Source organism: Pigmentiphaga sp. NML030171 (assembly GCF_002188635.1).
Taxonomy (GTDB): domain Bacteria; phylum Pseudomonadota; class Gammaproteobacteria; order Burkholderiales; family Burkholderiaceae_B; genus Pigmentiphaga; species Pigmentiphaga daeguensis.
The window spans coordinates 60632-77019 of sequence record NZ_NINX01000047.1 but is presented as its reverse complement, the minus strand read 5'-3'; the positions used below and the strand labels follow the sequence as shown (position 1 = coordinate 77019).

Here is a 16388-nt window from a genome sequence, read left to right as displayed (position 1 = left end):
CTCAGACTGTGGCAAAATCCGCGGCTTCATTTTCCAAGGTAGGACGGACTCGATGGCTATGGTCACCGACCGGGGCGAGGCACTCGACACCCAGGCCCAATCCCGCATTATCGCCCAGCTTGCCGAAGAACTCGGCGCACGCCCGGCACAGGTCTCGGCCGCGGTGGAACTCCTGGATGACGGCGCGACCGTGCCGTTCATCGCCCGCTACCGGAAGGAAGTGACCGGCGGCCTGGACGATACCGTCCTGCGCAACCTGGAAATACGGCTGGAATACCTGCGCGACATGGAAAGCCGCCGCGCGGCCATCCTGGCCTCGATCGAGCAGCAGGGCAAGCTGACGCCCGAGCTCAAGGACGCGCTGACCACCGCCGACACCAAGCAGCGCCTGGAAGACCTTTACGCACCGTACAAGCCCAAGCGCCGGACCCGTGCCCAGATCGCCCGCGAAGCCGGCCTCGAGCCCCTGGCCGACGCCATTCTCGCCGATCCGGCCATCGATCCGCAAACCGCCGCCGCGGACTACGTCAACGCCGAGGCCGGCGTGGCCGACGTCAAGGCCGCCCTGGACGGCGCCCGCGACATCCTGACCGAGCGCTTCTCCGAAAACGCCGAGGTGCTGGAGAACCTGCGCGGCTACCTGTGGAATACCGGCCTGGTCTATTCCAAGGTGGCCGAGGGCAAGGAAGCCGAAGGCGCCAATTTCCGCGACTGGTTCGATTTCAGCGAGCCGCTGCGTACCCTGCCCTCGCACCGCGTGCTGGCCATGCTGCGCGGCCGCCAGCAGGGCGTGCTGGAACTGCGCCTGGGCCTGGAGCCCGAACTGGAAGAACAGCTTCCCCACCCCTGCGTGGCGCGCGTCGCCAAGCTGGTCGGCCTGGACGGCGTCTTCGGGCTGGACGTCAGCCCGCGCCAGAAATGGCTGGGCGAGGTTTGCCGCTGGACCTGGCGCGTGAAGCTGCTGCCCTCGTTCGAGACCGAGAACCTGGCCCGCCTGCGCGAAGAAGCGGAAACCGAGGCCATTCGCGTCTTCGCCCTGAACCTGAAAGACCTGCTGCTGGCGGCGCCCGCTGGCCCGAAAGCCGTGCTCGGCCTGGACCCCGGCATCCGCACCGGCGTCAAGGTCGCGGCCATCGACCGCACCGGCAAGCTGCTGGAAACCGCGACGGTCTACCCGCACGAACCCCGCCGCGACTGGGACGGCTCGATCGAGGCCCTGGCCCGCATCGCCCGCCGCCACCAGATCGAGCTCATCGCCATCGGCAACGGCACCGCCTCGCGCGAGACCGAGAAGCTGGCCGCCGACCTGATGAAGCGCTACCCGGACCTGAACCTGACCCGCATCGTCGTCTCCGAGGCCGGGGCTTCCGTCTATTCGGCCTCGGAACTGGCCGCCGCCGAGTTCCCCGAGCTCGACGTCAGCCTGCGCGGCGCCGTCTCCATCGCCCGCCGCCTGCAGGATCCGCTGGCCGAACTGGTCAAGATCGACCCCAAATCCATCGGCGTCGGCCAGTACCAGCACGACGTCAACCAGCGCGAACTGGCGCGCATGCTCGACAGCGTGGTGGAAGACTGCGTGAACGCCGTGGGCGTGGACGTGAACACCGCCTCGGTGCCGCTGCTGACCCGCGTCTCGGGCCTGAACGCCGCACTGGCCAAGAACATCGTTTCCTGGCGCGACCAGAACGGCGCCTTTCCCTCGCGCGCCAAGCTCATGGACGTGCCGCGCTTCGGCGACAAGGCCTTCGAACAGGCCGCCGGCTTCCTGCGCGTGGCCAACGGCGACAATCCGCTGGACTGCTCGTCCGTCCACCCGGAAGCCTATCCCGTGGTCGAACGCATCCTGGCCAAGCTCCAGACCGACATCCGCCAGGTCATCGGCAACCGCGCCGCGCTCAAGGGCGTCTCGCCCGCCCAGTTCACCGATGAACGCTTCGGCCTGCCCACCGTCCAGGACATCTTCAGCGAACTCGAGAAGCCCGGCCGCGATCCCCGCCCCGAGTTCAAGACCGCCACCTTCCAGGACGGCGTCGAGACGCTGAACGACCTGCGCCAGGGCATGATCCTGGAAGGCGTGGTCACCAACGTCGCCAACTTCGGCGCCTTCGTCGACATCGGCGTCCACCAGGACGGCCTGGTCCACATCTCGGCGCTGTCCGAGAAATTCGTCAAGGACCCGCGCGACGTGGTGCGCGTGGGCCAGACGGTGAAGGTCAAGGTGCAGGAAGTCGACCTGCAGCGCCAGCGCATCGCGCTGACCATGCGCCTGAACGACGACTCGGTCCCCGCGCGCCGCGGCGACGGCGGCAGCGCCGGTGCCGGACGCCCGGGCGGCGGCCGCGGGCGCGATCGCGGCATGAGCGCCCCGCCTCCGGGGGAAAGCGCGATGGCGGCGGCGTTCGCGAAGCTGAAGCGGTAAGCAGTAAGCGGTCACCAGACGGCCTACGAAGGGGGAGCGTGCTCGCTTCCCCCTTTTTCGTCACGAGTAAGTGCGGCCATCCCCCACCGGCCAGATCGCCGCGAGACGGGCTACCGTGTCCTTGATTCTCGGGGCGATGCCCTCCAGCGCCTGGCGGTTCATCCGGGCGCACGGCGCCGCCAGCGTCACCACGCCCACGCATTCCTTGTGGTCGCCGAACCGGCGAACCATCACGGGCACGCCAATCGCGCCTACGCCCAGGGAATGTTCCTCGTACGAAATCGAATAGCCCCGCTGGGCAGACAACTTCAGATCATCCAGGATTGCCTCGACCGTGGTGAGCGAATGTTCAGTGGCGGGCTCCAGGCCTCGTTCCAGCACAAGTCCCAGCGCCCGTTCGCTACTCATCGTCGACAGCCAGGCCTTGCCGGCCGCATGCAAGTGCAGCCGCACTTCGAAGCCATAGCTGGGATTGAGCTGCAGCAACCGGCTTTGAGCCAAGATGGAGGAGACCCAGGTGATGCTGTCGCCTTCCACCACGGCTAGCCGGATCAACTCTCCCGTGGCATCCGCCAGTTCACGCAAGATGGAGTTGCTCTGGTCCAGCAGCAGAGACCGGGACATCTTCCTCAGTCCAAGGTTGCTGACCTTGAACGTCAGGCAGTAACGGCCGGAGGTGGCGTCGCGAAACACATAACGGCAGGCGACTAGCGTATTGAGCAGCTTGAAGGCGATGGCCTTGTTCACCGCCAGCAATCCAACGATATCCGTGAAGGACAACCCGTCCTTGGCGTCCGCCAACGCCTCCACGATCTCGAACGCACGTTGTACGGCGGCGATCTGCTCGCTCTTGGCCACTTCGCCGACGTCCGCCGAGTCATTCAGGGCCGGTGCCCGCTGGGGTTCATTCATGGTTCGCAACCATTCGAATTTTCATGAAAACCATAGTTACTCTCCATTAAGCTTTTGATTTTAATGGAATTAATCTTTACATCCAACACTTTGACGATAACAGGTACCTAGGTTACCTTATAAAAAAGACGGCAAGAGGGTTGGATTTCATGAGAACAGGCAGCAGGCTGGCCGCGGATATCGGCGGCACCTTCACCGATGTGGCGTTTTTCGACGCGGGAACCGGCAGTTTGTCGCTGGGCAAATCCCTGAGTACACCTGATCATCTGGTCGAAGGCATCGCCAGTGCGGTCGACCAGGCGAATACCCGTTTCGAGGACGCCGAAATATTCCTCCATGGCTCGACAGTCGCAATCAACGCCCTGCTTGAACGCAAGGGTGCACGTACGGCGCTTCTGATCACGGAAGGCTTCCGCGATATCTACGAGATCGGCCGCATCAACCGGCCCGATGCCTACAACCTCTTCTTTTCCAAACATGTGCCGCTGGTCGAGCGCGCGCTGCGCTTCGAGGTCGCCGAGCGGATGACAGCCGACGGTACTGTCCACCTGGCGCTCGACGAGGCTCAGGTGCATCGCATCTGCGACGACCTCATCACCCGGAACGTCGAGGCCGTTGCTATTCTGCTGCTGCATTGCTATGCCAATCCGGCCCACGAGGCCAGGGTCAAGGCCATCGTGCAGTCCCGCCTGCCGCATGCCTTCGTGACCGCTTCGCATGAACTGTCGCAGGAATACCGCGAGTTCGAGCGCTGCTCGACCGCCGTTGCCAATGCCTATGTCGGTCCCACCGTCAGCCGCTACATCGGCGAAATCGAGGGCCACCTGGAAGGTCAGGGCTTCGCCGGCTCGTTCCTGCTGGTCCAATCGACCGGCGGCCTGTATGTGCCGGATCAAGCTCGGCAGCAATGCGTGCGAATGCTGGAATCGGGTCCGGCCGCCGGTGTCGTGGGCACCCACGCGCTGTGCGCTCGCCTGGGCATCGCCAATGCCATAGCCTTCGACATGGGCGGCACAACGGCCAAGGCCGGCGTCATCCTGAACGGCCGCATCCTGACAGGCAACCTTGCCCTGGTCGGCGGCTACAATGAAGGCCTGCCCGTACAAATCCCGCTGGTGGATGTCTTCGAGGTCGGCACGGGCGGCGGCAGCATCGCCGAACTCGACCACGGCGGCGCCCTGCGCGTCGGCCCCCGTAGCGCCGGCGCGGCGCCGGGGCCTGCCTGCTATGGTCGTGGTGGCGAGATCCCCACCGTCACCGACGCCAACCTGGTCCTGGGCCGCTTGGGCGCCGACCGCTTCCTGGGCGGGCAGATGCAGTTGGACATCGAAGCGGCCCGCCGGGCAATCGACACCCACGTCGCGTTCCCCCTGGGCCTGGACGTGCAGCAGGCGGCCGAAGGCATCCTGCGCATCGCGGCGACGAAAATGTCCTACGCGGTCAAAGGAGTCTCAACGGAACGCGGCCTGGACGCCGCCTCGTTCACGCTGGTCGCCTACGGCGGCGCCGGCCCCCTGCACGCCGCCGCGGTGGCCCGCGAGATCGGCATGCGCCACGTGATCATCCCCCGAGCGCCGGGCCATTTCTGCGCGTTTGGCATGCTGCACTCCGACCTGCGCTACGACTACGTCCGCACCAGCTTCGCGAAGCTGGCCGACGTCGGCCTGGACGACGTCATGGGGCAGCTCGATCAACTCGCCGGCCAGGGCCTCGCGGCCCTTGAACACAGCACCGTCCGGCCCCAATCGATCACTGTGGCCTACTCCGCCGACATGCGGTATGTGGGTCAGGAACATTCCGTGACGGTCGATCTCGACGAATCCGAGCTACGCTCCGGCGACAGGCCCGCCATCAAGGCACGGTTCGATCTCGTCCACCAACAGCGCTACGGTACCTGCGCGCCCGGCGAGCCCGTCGAAATCGTGACGCTGCGCGCCGCCACCACCGGCGTCATGCCCAAACCGCCCATGGAGGAACTTTCCTCGTCTCCCGAAAGATCGATCGAGGCCGCTCGCGCGGGATATCGTCGCGTCTATTTCTCGGCCAAGGCCCGCGACGTCGAGACTCCCGTGTTCCGCCGCGACACGCTGCCTGCCGGCTCCGCCATCGATGGTCCCGCCCTGATCGAGGAACACGCCTCCACCACGGTCGTGTTTCCCGGCGACCGCCTTACCGTGGACGCCTACGGCAACCTGCACATCGAACTTGGAGCCTGCTGACCATGCCCGCCCCTTCCGCGCTGCCCGACAAGGACATTGCCCGTCCGGACGCCGTCCTGACCGAGATCGTCCGCAACGGCGTCCTGGCCGTGACCGAGGAGATGAAGACCAATCTCATGCGCACGGCCTACAACATGATCATCTATGAAGCGCTCGACTTCACCGTGGGCTTGTTCACCGCCGACGGCGAGACCGTCTCCATCGGCATCGGTCTGCCCAGCTTCATCCGCGGCATGGCCAACACGATAAGAGCGAACCTCGACAGATACGGCAGCGATGGTATCGAGCCCGGTGACATCCTGGTGACCAACGACGCCTACATCACCGGCAGCCATCTCAACCACTTCACTTTCAGCCAACCCATTTTTTTCGACGGCAAGCTCACAGCCTGGGCCTGCTGCATGGCGCACTGGCCGGACGTCGGTGGCGCGCTGGGCGGAGTGACTTCGGACATCTATGCCGAAGGGATCCAGATCCCGGTGCTCAAGTACCAGCGGGCAGGAGTGGTCAACGAAGACCTCGTCGAAATCATCCGCACCAATGTCCGCCTGCCCGAACGGGCGATGGGCGACCTGCGCGCGCAGATCGTGGCGATCACCACCGGCACGCGGCGGTTCTCCGAACTGCTGGAGCGATACGGACGTGCGCCAGTGCTCGGCGCCATCATGAACATCATGGACCAGTCCGAGGCCGCGGCCCGCCAGCGAACGCTGTCGATTCCCGACGGCGTCTACGAGGCGGAGTCTTTCATGGACGACGACGGCCTGGATATCGGCAAGCGCGTGCCCATCAAGGTTCGCGTGATCAAGCAAGGCGAAGAGCTGACCATCGACCTGTCCGACATCAGCCCCCAGGTGCGCGGCTTCTTCAACTCGGGCCCCAGTACCGGCTACTCCTGCGCGCAGGTTGCCTACAAGTGCCTGACCTCGCCCACGGACTACCCCATCAACGAGGGCAGCTTCCGGCCTCTGAAAGTGATCGTGCCCCAGGGAACGGTGGTCAGTGCCGTCAAACCCGCGGCCATGCGCAAGTGGATGACCTTTCCCATGACCGTGGTCGACACGATCTTCAAGGCATTGGCCGGCGCGATTCCCGACCGCACCATCGCCGCGCACCACGCAGATCTGGTAATCGCGATGTTTCATGGCATCTCGCCGGCGGACGGCCAGTTCTTCATCGGCTTCATCGGGCCGACCGGAGGTGGCTGGGGAGCCAAGCAGTCGGCCGACGGGATGAGCGGCGTGGTCTGCTCCAATGACGGCGATACCCACAATAGTCCCTGCGAACAGCTCGAATCCAAGTACCCCATTCTGATCGAGCGCCACGCCCTGCGCCCCGACTCGGGCGGAGCCGGCAAGCACCGGGGCGGGCTGGGCACCGAGGTCGTCGTCCGGGCGCGATCGACCCTGTCGGTCGATGTCCAGGCCGATCGCATGCAATGCGCCCCGTGGGGGCTGCATGGCGGCCATGCCGGCCTGCCCAACGAAGTCATCGTGACCCGTCACGGCTCGGGCCAGCCCAAGACCGTAGCCGGCAAGATACGCAATGAACGCCTCAAGCCCGGCGACACGCTGCACCTGCGCGCGGGCGGCGGAGGCGGCTTCGGCCCGCCCGCCGAAAGAGATCCCCAGGCCGTGCTCGACGACGTGCGGCAGGGCTACGTCAGCGCCGCCCATGCGCGCGACATTTACCAGGTCGTGATCGACGACGGCAGAATCGACGTCACGGCAACACGGCGGCTCAGGCAGGAGGCCCGCCGCTGATCGTTCTACCCGAGAGGAGACACCATGACGTCCGAAAGACCCGATCCCTTGCAGGCGGCCCGCACGGCCGTGATAGGTGCCGCAACCTGCGCCGCCCTGGCTGCCGGCCCGGCCCCGGCCCAGGCCGCCGATGCCTTTCCTTCACGGCCGGTCGTCCTGGTCGTTCCTTACGCCCCCGGCGGCGGCGCCGACATCCTCGCCCGCACAGTCGCCAAGTACCTGGGCCGCGAATGGAGCCAGCCCGTCGTCGTCGAGTCGCGTGCAGGGGGCGGCACCACGATAGGCGCCAGCTACGTCGCCCGGGCCAAACCCGACGGCTACACGCTCCTGATCAGCGTCACCCAGCACGCCATCGCGCCATCGCTGTTCAAGCAGTTGCCTTACGACTATCTCAAGGACCTGGCGCCTGTGGCACTGCTGTCCGACAGCCCCTTCATCCTGACCGTACCCGAACGGTCGCCGCACGCGAACCTGTCCGACCTGCTGACGGCGCTCCAGCGCAGGGGCAGCTCCATGAATTTCGGCTCGTCGGGCCCAGCCAGCGTGCCCCACCTGGCCGGCGAGATGCTGAACCAGGCCACCGGCGCCAAGGCCACGCACATCCCTTTTCCGGACACGGCGCCGGCATTCACCGCACTGCTGGGGGAACAGATCGACTACCTGTTCGGCGACACCTCGGTGCTGCCCAGCGTGCTGGCCGGCAAGGTCAAGGCACTGGCCGTCACGACCCGTGATCGCAGCCCGGCCCTGCCCAACGTGCCCGCCATGTCCGAGACCATTCCGGGTTTCGCGCTCTCGTCATGGGTAGGACTGGAAGCGCCGGCGGGCACCCCGCCGGCCGTCATCACGGCGATCAACGCCACGGTGCAGAAGATCCTGAAAGATCCGGACCTGCTCAAGTCGTTCGCTGAAACCGCTAAGGTGCCACTGCCCTCGACTCCGGCCGAATACGGCGACTTCAGGAAAGCCGAGGTCGAGAAGTTCCGCGCCTTGACGCAGAAAATCGGCATCAAACTCGAGTGAGCACGCCCCGCGCCACCTCCTCGCGGCTCAAGGCCGTTGCGCTGGCAGGCCGCTGGCAGGGCCTGGTGCAGCGCCACCTGCCGATGCGAGGCGGGCCTTGCTCATGCGTGATGGGCATCGGCAACATCACCGTTGCCGACTTCGAGATCGACCTGCTCGATTTCCTGCACGCGAAATATGCGTACGATGGGTCGCTCGATCAACATTTCGCGCACGCCGGCTATGAAGCGGCAACGGCGGGCAGCCTGCTCCTGCTGCTGCAGTCGCTGGCTCGCGCCCCGGCCCTTCCCGAGAGCGCCGCCGACCTGCTCGACGGGCTCGAATCCTCGCTGGGTTCGCTGGAAGCCGGCCATTGACCCGGTTCCGGACGGCTACAAGACCACCGTCTCCCGCCGCTCGGCATCCAGGTATTCCCGGGACTGCATCTCCAGTATCCGCGACACCGTCCGGTGGAACTCGTTGGCCAGCGCGCCCTCGGTATAAAGCTCCTCGGGTTCGCAGGCCGCCGACATGATCAGCTTGACCTTGTGGTCGTAGAACACGTCCACCAGCCAGGTGAAGCGCCTTGCTTCCGAGGCCTGCCTGGGCCCCATGCTGGGCACGTCCGACAGGATCACCGCGTGGAAACGGCTGGCCAGCTCCAGATAATCGTTCTGCGACCGGGGTCCGCCGCACAAGGTTGCGAAGTCGAACCACACCACCGTCCCGCTCAGCTTGCGGGCCTTGATCTGCCGGTTCTCGACCGACAGCACCGGCGGTTCGATGGGCGGCGTGTCGGCCAGCGCGGCGAAGGCCTTCTCCAGCGCCTGGTCGGCTTCCGGACCCAGCGGGCTATGGTAGATCTCGACCTGCTCGAGCGCCCGCCGGCGGTAGTCGACGCCGGAATCGACGTTCATCACGTCCATCTTTTCCTGGATCAGCGCGATGGCCGGCAGGATGCGGTCGCGGTGCAGGCCTTCCGGATACAGGGTCGAGGGCTCGTAGTTGGACGTCATCACGAACGAGGTCCCGTTGGCGAACAGCGCCAGCAGCAGCCGGTACAGGATCATGGCATCGGCCACGTCCGAGACGTGGAACTCGTCGAAGCAGATCAGCCGGTAGCGACGCGAGATGCGGCGCGCCACCTCGTCCAGCGGGTCGGTCATGCCCTTGACCTCGTCCAGCTCCCGGTGCACGCCACGCATGAACTCGTGGAAATGCAGCCGCGTCTTGCGCTGCACCGGCACCGTGGCGTAGAAGGCGTCCATCAGGAAGCTCTTGCCCCGGCCCACGCCGCCCCACATGTAGACGCCGCGCGGCACGCCCGGGCGGTTCAACAGGCGCTTCAGGGCATTGGAACGCAGCGACTTGAACTCGACCCAGTCATCGTAGTAGCGCTGCAGGCGCTCGATGGCTGCACGCTGGGCCGCATCCGGGGTGAACCCGCGCTCGGCCAGGGCTTGCTCGTAGTATTCGCGGACGTTCATTACGGTCGGGCAAAAGACGAAAGTATACGTCCAGCAAGCGGCCGCCCCTCCCGCGTGCCCTGGCCCGCGATAACACTCTGCTACCAGTTCGCCAGGATTTTCACCGCCTCCGGCCCCAGCCTCGGATATGCTGGACGTGACGATTCCGCTACACAAGGGGGAACGGCCATGGCCACCACGGCACGCACACTCTGGAAAGGCGCCATCAGCTTCGGTCTGGTCCACATTCCGGTTGCGCTGTACACCGCCACCCAGGAAAGCGAACTGGATTTCGACTGGCTGGACAAGCGCAGCATGGACCCGGTGGGCTACAAGCGCATCAACAAGCGCACTGGCCGCGAAATCACGCGCGAGAACATCGTCAAGGGCATCGCCTACGAGGATGGCCGCTACGTCGTGCTGTCCGACGACGAGATCCGCGCCGCCTATCCTGAATCCACGCAGACGATAGAGATCGAGACCTTCGTGGCGGCCGACTCCATCCCCTTCATCTATCTCGAACGGCCTTACTACCTGGCCCCCCTGGGCAAGGGCGCCAAGGTCTACGCCCTGCTGCGCGAGGCCCTGTTCAAGACCGGGCGGATAGGCGTGGCACGCGTGGTGATCCAGACCAAGCAGCACCTGGCGGCGCTGATTCCCGCCGGGCCCGGCCTGGTCCTGAACCTGCTGCGCTGGGGCGACGAGATCCGCTCGTGGGAGAACCTGGGCCTGCCCGAGGAAGGCAGCCATGCCGAGGGCATCTCGGCGCGCGAGATGAAGATGGCCGTCCAGCTGATCGAGGACATGGCGGGCGAATGGGATCCGCAGCAGTTCCACGACGAGTTCAAGGAGAAGATCCTGCAACTGGTGCAGACCAAGATCGAAGCGGAGGAAACCCAGGCCGTCCATCCCATCGAATCCCTGGAGGAAGCCCGGCCCACGGCCGACATCGTGGACCTGACGGAACTGCTCAAGCGCAGCCTGGAAAAACACAAGGGCAGCGGTGGCTCCAGCGGCAAGGGGCATGCCCGAGGCGGCAAGACCCGGCGCAGCGCCTGACCACGGCCACCGGAGCCTCGCATGGCCAGGAACGACGCCCTCCGCACCTATCGCGCCAAGCGCGATTTCGCCCACACGCCCGAACCCGCCGCGGGCGGCAAGCCCGGCACGCACGCCCTGTCCTTCGTCGTCCAGCGCCATGCGGCGCGGCGCCTGCACTACGACTTCCGGCTGGAGCTGGACGGCACGCTCAAGAGCTGGGCCGTGCCCAAGGGCCCGAGCCTGGATCCGGGCGTCAAGCGCATGGCGGTCCAGGTCGAGGACCATCCGCTGTCCTACGGCAGCTTCGAGGGCCGCATTCCCGAGGGCCACTATGGCGCCGGCGACGTCGCCATCTGGGACGCCGGGACCTGGATTCCGCTGGAGGATCCGCGCAAGGGCTACCGCGCGGGCAAGCTCAAGTTCGAGCTGCGCGGCGCCAAGCTGCACGGCCAGTGGGCGCTGGTGCGGATGCGCAAGACCGAGAAGCAGCCAGCCTGGCTGTTGATCAAGGAAAAAGACGACTACGCGGTCACCGGTCCCGAGGCCGATGCCGAGGAAGCCTCCGCTCCCGCGCCGGCCTACGCGAAGCTGCCCGCCACGCTCGAACCGCAACTGGCGACGCTGGTGAACGCGCCGCCGCCGGATCCCGAACATTGGCAATACGAACTGAAGTTCGACGGCTACCGGATCCTGGCCCGCATCGAAGCCGGCCAGGTTCGCCTCTACACCCGCACCGGCAAGGACTGGACGCACAAGCTGGAAGAACTGCGCGCCGCGATCGAAGCAATGAAGTTGGCCGATGCCTGGCTGGACGGCGAGATCATCGTGCCCGACGAACACGGCATCCCCGACTTCCAGTCGCTGCAGAATGCGTTCGAGACCGGCTCCGCGCGCGGCGCCGTCTACTACCTGTTCGACCTCCCCTTCTACGCCGGCCGCGACCTGCGCCGCCTGCCGCTTGCCGAGCGGCGCACGACGCTGCGCAGCCTGCTGGAGGACGCCGATCCGGCGCGCCTGCGCTTCAGCGACGCGTTCGAGGCCGCGCCGCGCGACCTGGTCGCCTCGGCCTGCCGCCTGGGCTTCGAGGGGGTCATCGGCAAGCGCAAGGACGGCGGCTATCGCTCGGGCCGCTCCGCCGACTGGATCAAGCTCAAGTGCCAGAACCGCCAGGAATTCGTCATCGGCGGCTATACCGACCCCCAGGGGACGCGCTCGGGACTGGGTTCGCTGCTGCTGGGCGTGCACGACGAAGAGGGACGGCTGCGCTACGCGGGCAACGTCGGCTCGGGATTCGACCAGCGTACCTTGCTATCCCTGAAGAAGCGCCTGGACGAGCTGGCCGCGCCGCGCTCCCCGTTCGAAACCAACACGAAGGGCCTGGGCCGGGCCCACTGGGTCCGGCCGGAGCTTCTGGCCGAGGTCTCGTTCGCCGAATGGACCGGCGGCGGCCACATCCGCCAGGGCGTCTTCCGCGGCTTGCGCGCCGACAAGCCCGCCAGCGCCGTCACCCGCGAACAGGCGGCCGCGCCGCCCAAGGAATCCGAGACCATGCAAAGCAACGGCCTGCCCGCCTCCTTCCGCGTGACGCACCCGGGACGGGTGATCGACAAGCAGAGCGGCATCACCAAGCTGCAACTGGTCCAGTGCTACGCGGCCATGGCCCCGCTGCTGCTGCCGCACCTGAAGAACCGGCCCGTGGCCCTGGTGCGGGCGCCGGACGGCGTGGGCGGCGAACTCTTCTTCCAGAAGCACGCCGACCGCGCGGCGCTGCCCGGCGTGGTCAGGCTGCCCCAGGAGATCGACCCGGGCCATCCACCGCTGATGAAGATCGACGACCTGCAGGGCCTTTTGTCCGCGGCGCAGATGAACACCATCGAACTGCACACCTGGAACGGCACGGACGACGCGATCGGCACGCCCGACCGCATGACCTTCGACCTGGACCCCGGCGAAGGCGTGGGCTGGCCGCGCATCCGCGAAGGCACCCAGCTCGTGCACGCCTTCCTGCGCGAACTGGGCCTGCCCGCCTTCCTGAAGACCAGCGGCGGCAAGGGCATGCACGTCATCGTGCCGCTGCGGCCGCAATACGACTGGGATACCGTCAAGGCCTTCTCGCGCGCCATCGTCCAGCACCTGGCGCAGACCCTGCCCAGCCATTTCGTGGCCAAGAGCGGGCCCCGGAACCGGGTGGGCAAGATCTTCATCGACTACCTGCGCAACGGCTTCGGCGCCACCACGGTGGCGGCCTGGTCGGTACGCGCGCGGCCGGGGCTGGCCGTGTCGGTGCCCGTGGCCTGGGAGGAACTGGACGGCCTGTCGAGCTCCGCCCACTGGACGCTGCACACGCTGGGCGACCGGCTGGCCACCGGCAACACGCCCTGGGCCGACTACGAGCGGTCGCGGATCTCGCTGGCGGACGCGATGCGGCGCATGGACTTCGATCCGGGCGAGGACGGCTGAAGCATGTCCCGGCCTCTTGGCATCCGGGCGGCCGCGGCGGCGCAATCCTGGAAAGACCAGCGCATCATCCAGCCCATGGATACCGACTATCCAGCAAACCGGCTGGCCGGGCCGTCTCATCCGCTCGTAGAGTGCCGGGATGACTTCCCCGCTGGAAGGCCCTGCCCGTGCTCAACTCCAAGCTGCTTACCTGCTTCCTGGCCGTAGTGACGCATCGCACGCTCACGGCGGCCGCCGACGAGTTGTGCATCACCCAGCCGGCGCTGTCCAAGAGCCTGCGCAAGCTCGAGGAACAACTGGGCGTACCTTTGTTCAAGCGCACCGCCGCCGGCATGGTGCCAACCGCGTACGGAGCGACGCTGGCGCACCGCGCCCGCCTCATCCAGCTGGAATCGCAGCGTGCCCATGACGAAATCCTTTCGATGAAGGACGGCGGCGTGGGCATGCTGAATGTCGGCGCCGGCCCGCTCTGGTCCGTCCATCTACTGCCAGACGTCGTGGCGGAACTGGCGCAAACCCATCCCAGCCTGCGCGTACGCGTGGTGCCCGGCGTGCTGAGCACCTTGCTGCCGCAATTGCTGCGCGGCGAACTCGACATCATCTGCGCCGCGCTGGATTTTCCCGACCACGACGACATCGAGAAGGAATACCTGATCGACAGCAGCCATGTTTTCCTCGCGCATCGCAGCCATCCCCTGCACCAGGCGGACGAGGTCTCCGACGTAGAACTCAGTCGATGCCGATTCGTCGGCCCGCACAATGACTATGCCGTGCTGGAACGCATGAAGCGATACTTCGCGCTGCGCGGGCTGGACACGCCAGGCTTCGCCGCCGAGGCCGATTCGCTCGAGATACTGCTTTCGCTTGTCGCGACCGGCCAGTTCGTGGCGACGCAATCGCACCAGGTGCTGCCGCACGCGCGCAAGCTCGGCATCGACGTCCTGCCGACAGCACAAGGCATCTGGCGCTTCCGCGGCGGCCTGGCACGGCGCAGGCACCCGGTTGCCCTGCCGCTGATCGATCTGTTCGGCGATTGCATGCGCAGGCACGTGGCGGCGCGGGAGTCTTCCGGCGGCCTATAACCCCAGGGAATGAGGCATGAAAACATGCCATTGGCCCCCGCGCCGTCCCACCGATAAGCTGACCGGACTCAACGAGACACGACAAGCCCATGCCCCACTCCAATGCACCTATCCGATTGCTGGTCCCGTACGTGAAAGACGGAGGCAGCGATCAGCGCGCCCGGCTCATCGCCAGGCACCTGGGACGAAAACTCGGGCGCACCATCGATGTGGTGAATCGACCCGGCGCCGTCTCCGGCCACCAGGCCATCGCCGATGCCAGCGCGGACGGCACGGTGCTGGGCCTGATCACCGGCGAAATCGGCATGATGCACTGGCACCTCGGCCTCACCTCGCTGACTCCCTCCGACTACACGCCGCTGGCGGTGCCGTTCGTCGAGTCCTCGGCCGTCATCGTGCCGGCCGGCTCGCCGTTTCATGATCTGCGCGCTTTCCTCGAACATTGCCGCCGCCATCCGATCATCGGCTCGGGCGGGCCCAATTTCAGCGTCTGGAAATTCTCCTTGGCCGGTTTGATGCACGTCAACGGCATTCCGCTGGAGCACCTCCAATGGATAGAGACGCATAGCGGCGAACAGGGGCTGGAGCACGCGCTGGCGGGGCGCGCGCATGTCGCGCCCATCACCATGACCGACGCCCGCGGGCCGCTCCAGGCCGGCAGCGCCCGTGCGCTGGCGACCATGGAAGACCAGCGCCACCGCTCGTTTCCCGACGTTCCCACGGTGCAAGAGGCGGCGGGCGTGCCGTGGTCGGTCGCGCACTGGCGGGGCATCGTCGCTCCGCGCGGCCTCCCCGGTACGATCACCCGCGAATACGTGGAGGCGCTGGGCGCCGTGGCCGATGACCCCGATTTCCAGGCCGAAGCCCGAGCCAGTTTCTTCACGACCCGCTGGCGCCTGGGCGACGAGTTCGCGCAGTACATGCAGGAAGACGACAAACAGTTCGGAGACGTGATCAAGGCATTGGGCTTGTCGGCTGCCGGCCAGACGTCGCTGCACTGAAAACCGAGCGGCCAGGCGCCGCCATCGAGGAGACCACCATGCATTCCACCATCCGCCGCGCGGGGCTCGTCCTCGCGCTGACCGCTTGCGTCCTGTCGCCTGCCGTCCAGGCCCAGGACGACTACCCCACGCGTCCTGTCAAGCTGATCGTACCGATCGCTCCGGGCAGCGTCACCGACGTCGTGCTCCGGGCCGCCACGCCGGCGCTCGGCCAGCAATTGGGACAGCCGATCGTCGTCGAGAACCGCCCGGGCGCCAGCGGCATCGTCGGCGCCGAGGCCTGCGCGAAGGCCCCCGCCGACGGCTACACCCTTTGCGCGGTGTATCACGCCACCATGTCATTCAACCCGTTCATGTTCGAGAAGCTGCCCTACGACCCAGCCCGGGACTTCACGCCGATCAACCGCCTGTTCTACGTCACCGAAGGGCTGGTGGTGCCGGCAGCGCTTCCCGTGCGCTCGGTGGCTGAATTGCGCGCCTATGCGAAGGCGCACCCGGATGCCGTCAATTTCGGCACCCTGGGCTCCGGTTCGCTGCAGGAATTGCTCGTCGCCTGGCTCAACCGGGAATGGGGAACGCGCATGGTGGGCGTCCCGTACAAAGGCGGCGGCCCCATCGCCAACGCCGTCACGGCCGGCGAGATCCAGCTTGCGCAGATGGGCCTGGGCAACTTCATCGGCCTGATCCAGAGCGGCCAATTGCGCGCCATCGCCGTGGCGGGCGCCCAACGGTCGCCACAATTGCCAGATGTGCCGACCATGGCCGAAAGCGGCCTGGGCGGTTTCCCAAGCCGGCCGTGGTGGGGCATCGCCGCCCCCGCCGGTACGCCGTCCGGCATCGTGGCGCGCATTCATCGCGCATTCACCGCCGTGTTCCAGGATCCGAAAATGGTCGAGGTCATGCAAACCCGCTACGTGGAAAGCGCTCTTGACACGCCCGAGCAATTCGTCCGCTTTCTCGCCCAGGACCGCCAGGCCGCGGGCATGCTGGTCGAATTGGCCCGTGTTCCCAAGCAACCCTGAC

Annotated in this window: 12 protein-coding genes; 10 read left to right on the top strand and 2 right to left on the bottom strand. The window is 66.6% G+C overall.

The features are described 5' to 3' along the window. The first annotated feature begins 52 nt into the window (after nt 1–52). Entirely contained in the window at nt 53–2419 is a 2367-nt protein-coding gene (locus CDO46_RS24170) for a Tex family protein (protein ID WP_087841122.1), read from the top strand. Between the two features lie 60 nt (nt 2420–2479). On the opposite strand, the gene CDO46_RS24165 is transcribed toward CDO46_RS24170, so the two are convergent. Continuing rightward, nucleotides 2480–3331 (bottom strand): IclR family transcriptional regulator, encoded by an 852-nt coding sequence (locus tag CDO46_RS24165; RefSeq protein ID WP_087841121.1) that lies wholly within the window; start codon nt 3329–3331, stop codon nt 2480–2482. A 149-nt stretch (nt 3332–3480) separates the two neighbouring features. Here CDO46_RS24165 and CDO46_RS24160 point away from each other — a divergent pair, with 149 nt between their 5' ends. From CDO46_RS24160 to CDO46_RS24145, 4 genes are read left to right on the top strand one after another with little or no spacing between them, the layout of a single operon-like run. Further along, nucleotides 3481–5550 carry a hydantoinase/oxoprolinase family protein gene (locus CDO46_RS24160; RefSeq protein WP_087841149.1) on the top strand — a complete coding sequence of 690 codons (2070 nt, stop codon included), beginning with the start codon at nt 3481–3483 and terminating at the stop codon, nt 5548–5550. 2 nt (nt 5551–5552) lie between these two features. Beyond that, nucleotides 5553–7313: a hydantoinase B/oxoprolinase family protein gene (locus CDO46_RS24155; RefSeq protein WP_087841120.1), complete on the top strand. Its 1761-nt coding sequence runs from the start codon at nt 5553–5555 to the stop codon at nt 7311–7313. A gap of 24 nt (nt 7314–7337) precedes the next feature. Continuing rightward, on the top strand, nt 7338–8336 hold the full coding sequence (locus tag CDO46_RS24150) for a tripartite tricarboxylate transporter substrate binding protein (protein WP_087841119.1): 999 nt from the start codon (nt 7338–7340) through the stop codon (nt 8334–8336). Then, a complete protein-coding gene (locus CDO46_RS24145; protein WP_087841118.1) occupies nt 8333–8692 on the top strand; it encodes a hypothetical protein in 360 nt (119 codons plus the stop codon). Before CDO46_RS24150 ends, CDO46_RS24145 begins: the two co-directional genes overlap by 4 nt. Nucleotides 8693–8707: 15 nt before the next feature. On the opposite strand, the gene zapE is transcribed toward CDO46_RS24145, so the two are convergent. Continuing rightward, nucleotides 8708–9802: a cell division protein ZapE gene (gene zapE / locus CDO46_RS24140; RefSeq protein ID WP_087841117.1), complete on the bottom strand. Its 1095-nt coding sequence runs from the start codon at nt 9800–9802 to the stop codon at nt 8708–8710. 168 nt (nt 9803–9970) lie between these two features. Here zapE and CDO46_RS24135 point away from each other — a divergent pair, with 168 nt between their 5' ends. The 5 genes from CDO46_RS24135 to CDO46_RS24115 all read left to right on the top strand — a co-directional run bounded on the left by CDO46_RS24135 (nt 9971) and on the right by CDO46_RS24115 (nt 16387). Continuing rightward, nucleotides 9971–10840, top strand: coding sequence for a Ku protein (locus tag CDO46_RS24135; RefSeq protein ID WP_087841116.1), 870 nt, complete (start codon nt 9971–9973; stop codon nt 10838–10840). A 21-nt stretch (nt 10841–10861) separates the two neighbouring features. After that, the gene (gene ligD / locus CDO46_RS24130; RefSeq protein WP_087841115.1) at nt 10862–13282 is read left to right on the top strand and encodes a DNA ligase D; all 2421 of its coding nucleotides are present in this window, start codon (nt 10862–10864) and stop codon (nt 13280–13282) included. Nucleotides 13283–13449: 167 nt separating this feature from the next. After that, a complete protein-coding gene (locus CDO46_RS24125) occupies nt 13450–14364 on the top strand; it encodes a LysR family transcriptional regulator (RefSeq protein WP_087841114.1) in 915 nt (304 codons plus the stop codon). An 89-nt stretch (nt 14365–14453) separates the two neighbouring features. Further along, entirely contained in the window at nt 14454–15365 is a 912-nt protein-coding gene (locus CDO46_RS24120; protein ID WP_087841113.1) for a tripartite tricarboxylate transporter substrate binding protein, read from the top strand. A 38-nt stretch (nt 15366–15403) separates the two neighbouring features. After that, on the top strand, nt 15404–16387 hold the full coding sequence (locus tag CDO46_RS24115) for a tripartite tricarboxylate transporter substrate binding protein (RefSeq protein ID WP_087841112.1): 984 nt from the start codon (nt 15404–15406) through the stop codon (nt 16385–16387). The last annotated feature ends 1 nt before the right edge of the window (nt 16388 follow it).

Bases quoted from the DNA above. Each gene is read 5' to 3' on its own strand.
- CDO46_RS24170 (WP_087841122.1), top strand. From the start codon at position 53: ATGGCTATGGTCACCGACCGGGGCGAGGCACTCGACACCCAGGCCCAA.
- CDO46_RS24165 (WP_087841121.1), bottom strand. From the start codon at position 3,331: ATGAATGAACCCCAGCGGGCACCGGCCCTGAATGACTCGGCGGACGTC.
- CDO46_RS24160 (WP_087841149.1), top strand. From the start codon at position 3,481: ATGAGAACAGGCAGCAGGCTGGCCGCGGATATCGGCGGCACCTTCACC.
- CDO46_RS24155 (WP_087841120.1), top strand. From the start codon at position 5,553: ATGCCCGCCCCTTCCGCGCTGCCCGACAAGGACATTGCCCGTCCGGAC.
- CDO46_RS24150 (WP_087841119.1), top strand. From the start codon at position 7,338: ATGACGTCCGAAAGACCCGATCCCTTGCAGGCGGCCCGCACGGCCGTG.
- zapE (WP_087841117.1), bottom strand. From the start codon at position 9,802: ATGAACGTCCGCGAATACTACGAGCAAGCCCTGGCCGAGCGCGGGTTC.
- CDO46_RS24135 (WP_087841116.1), top strand. From the start codon at position 9,971: ATGGCCACCACGGCACGCACACTCTGGAAAGGCGCCATCAGCTTCGGT.
- ligD (WP_087841115.1), top strand. From the start codon at position 10,862: ATGGCCAGGAACGACGCCCTCCGCACCTATCGCGCCAAGCGCGATTTC.
- CDO46_RS24120 (WP_087841113.1), top strand. From the start codon at position 14,454: ATGCCCCACTCCAATGCACCTATCCGATTGCTGGTCCCGTACGTGAAA.
- CDO46_RS24115 (WP_087841112.1), top strand. From the start codon at position 15,404: ATGCATTCCACCATCCGCCGCGCGGGGCTCGTCCTCGCGCTGACCGCT.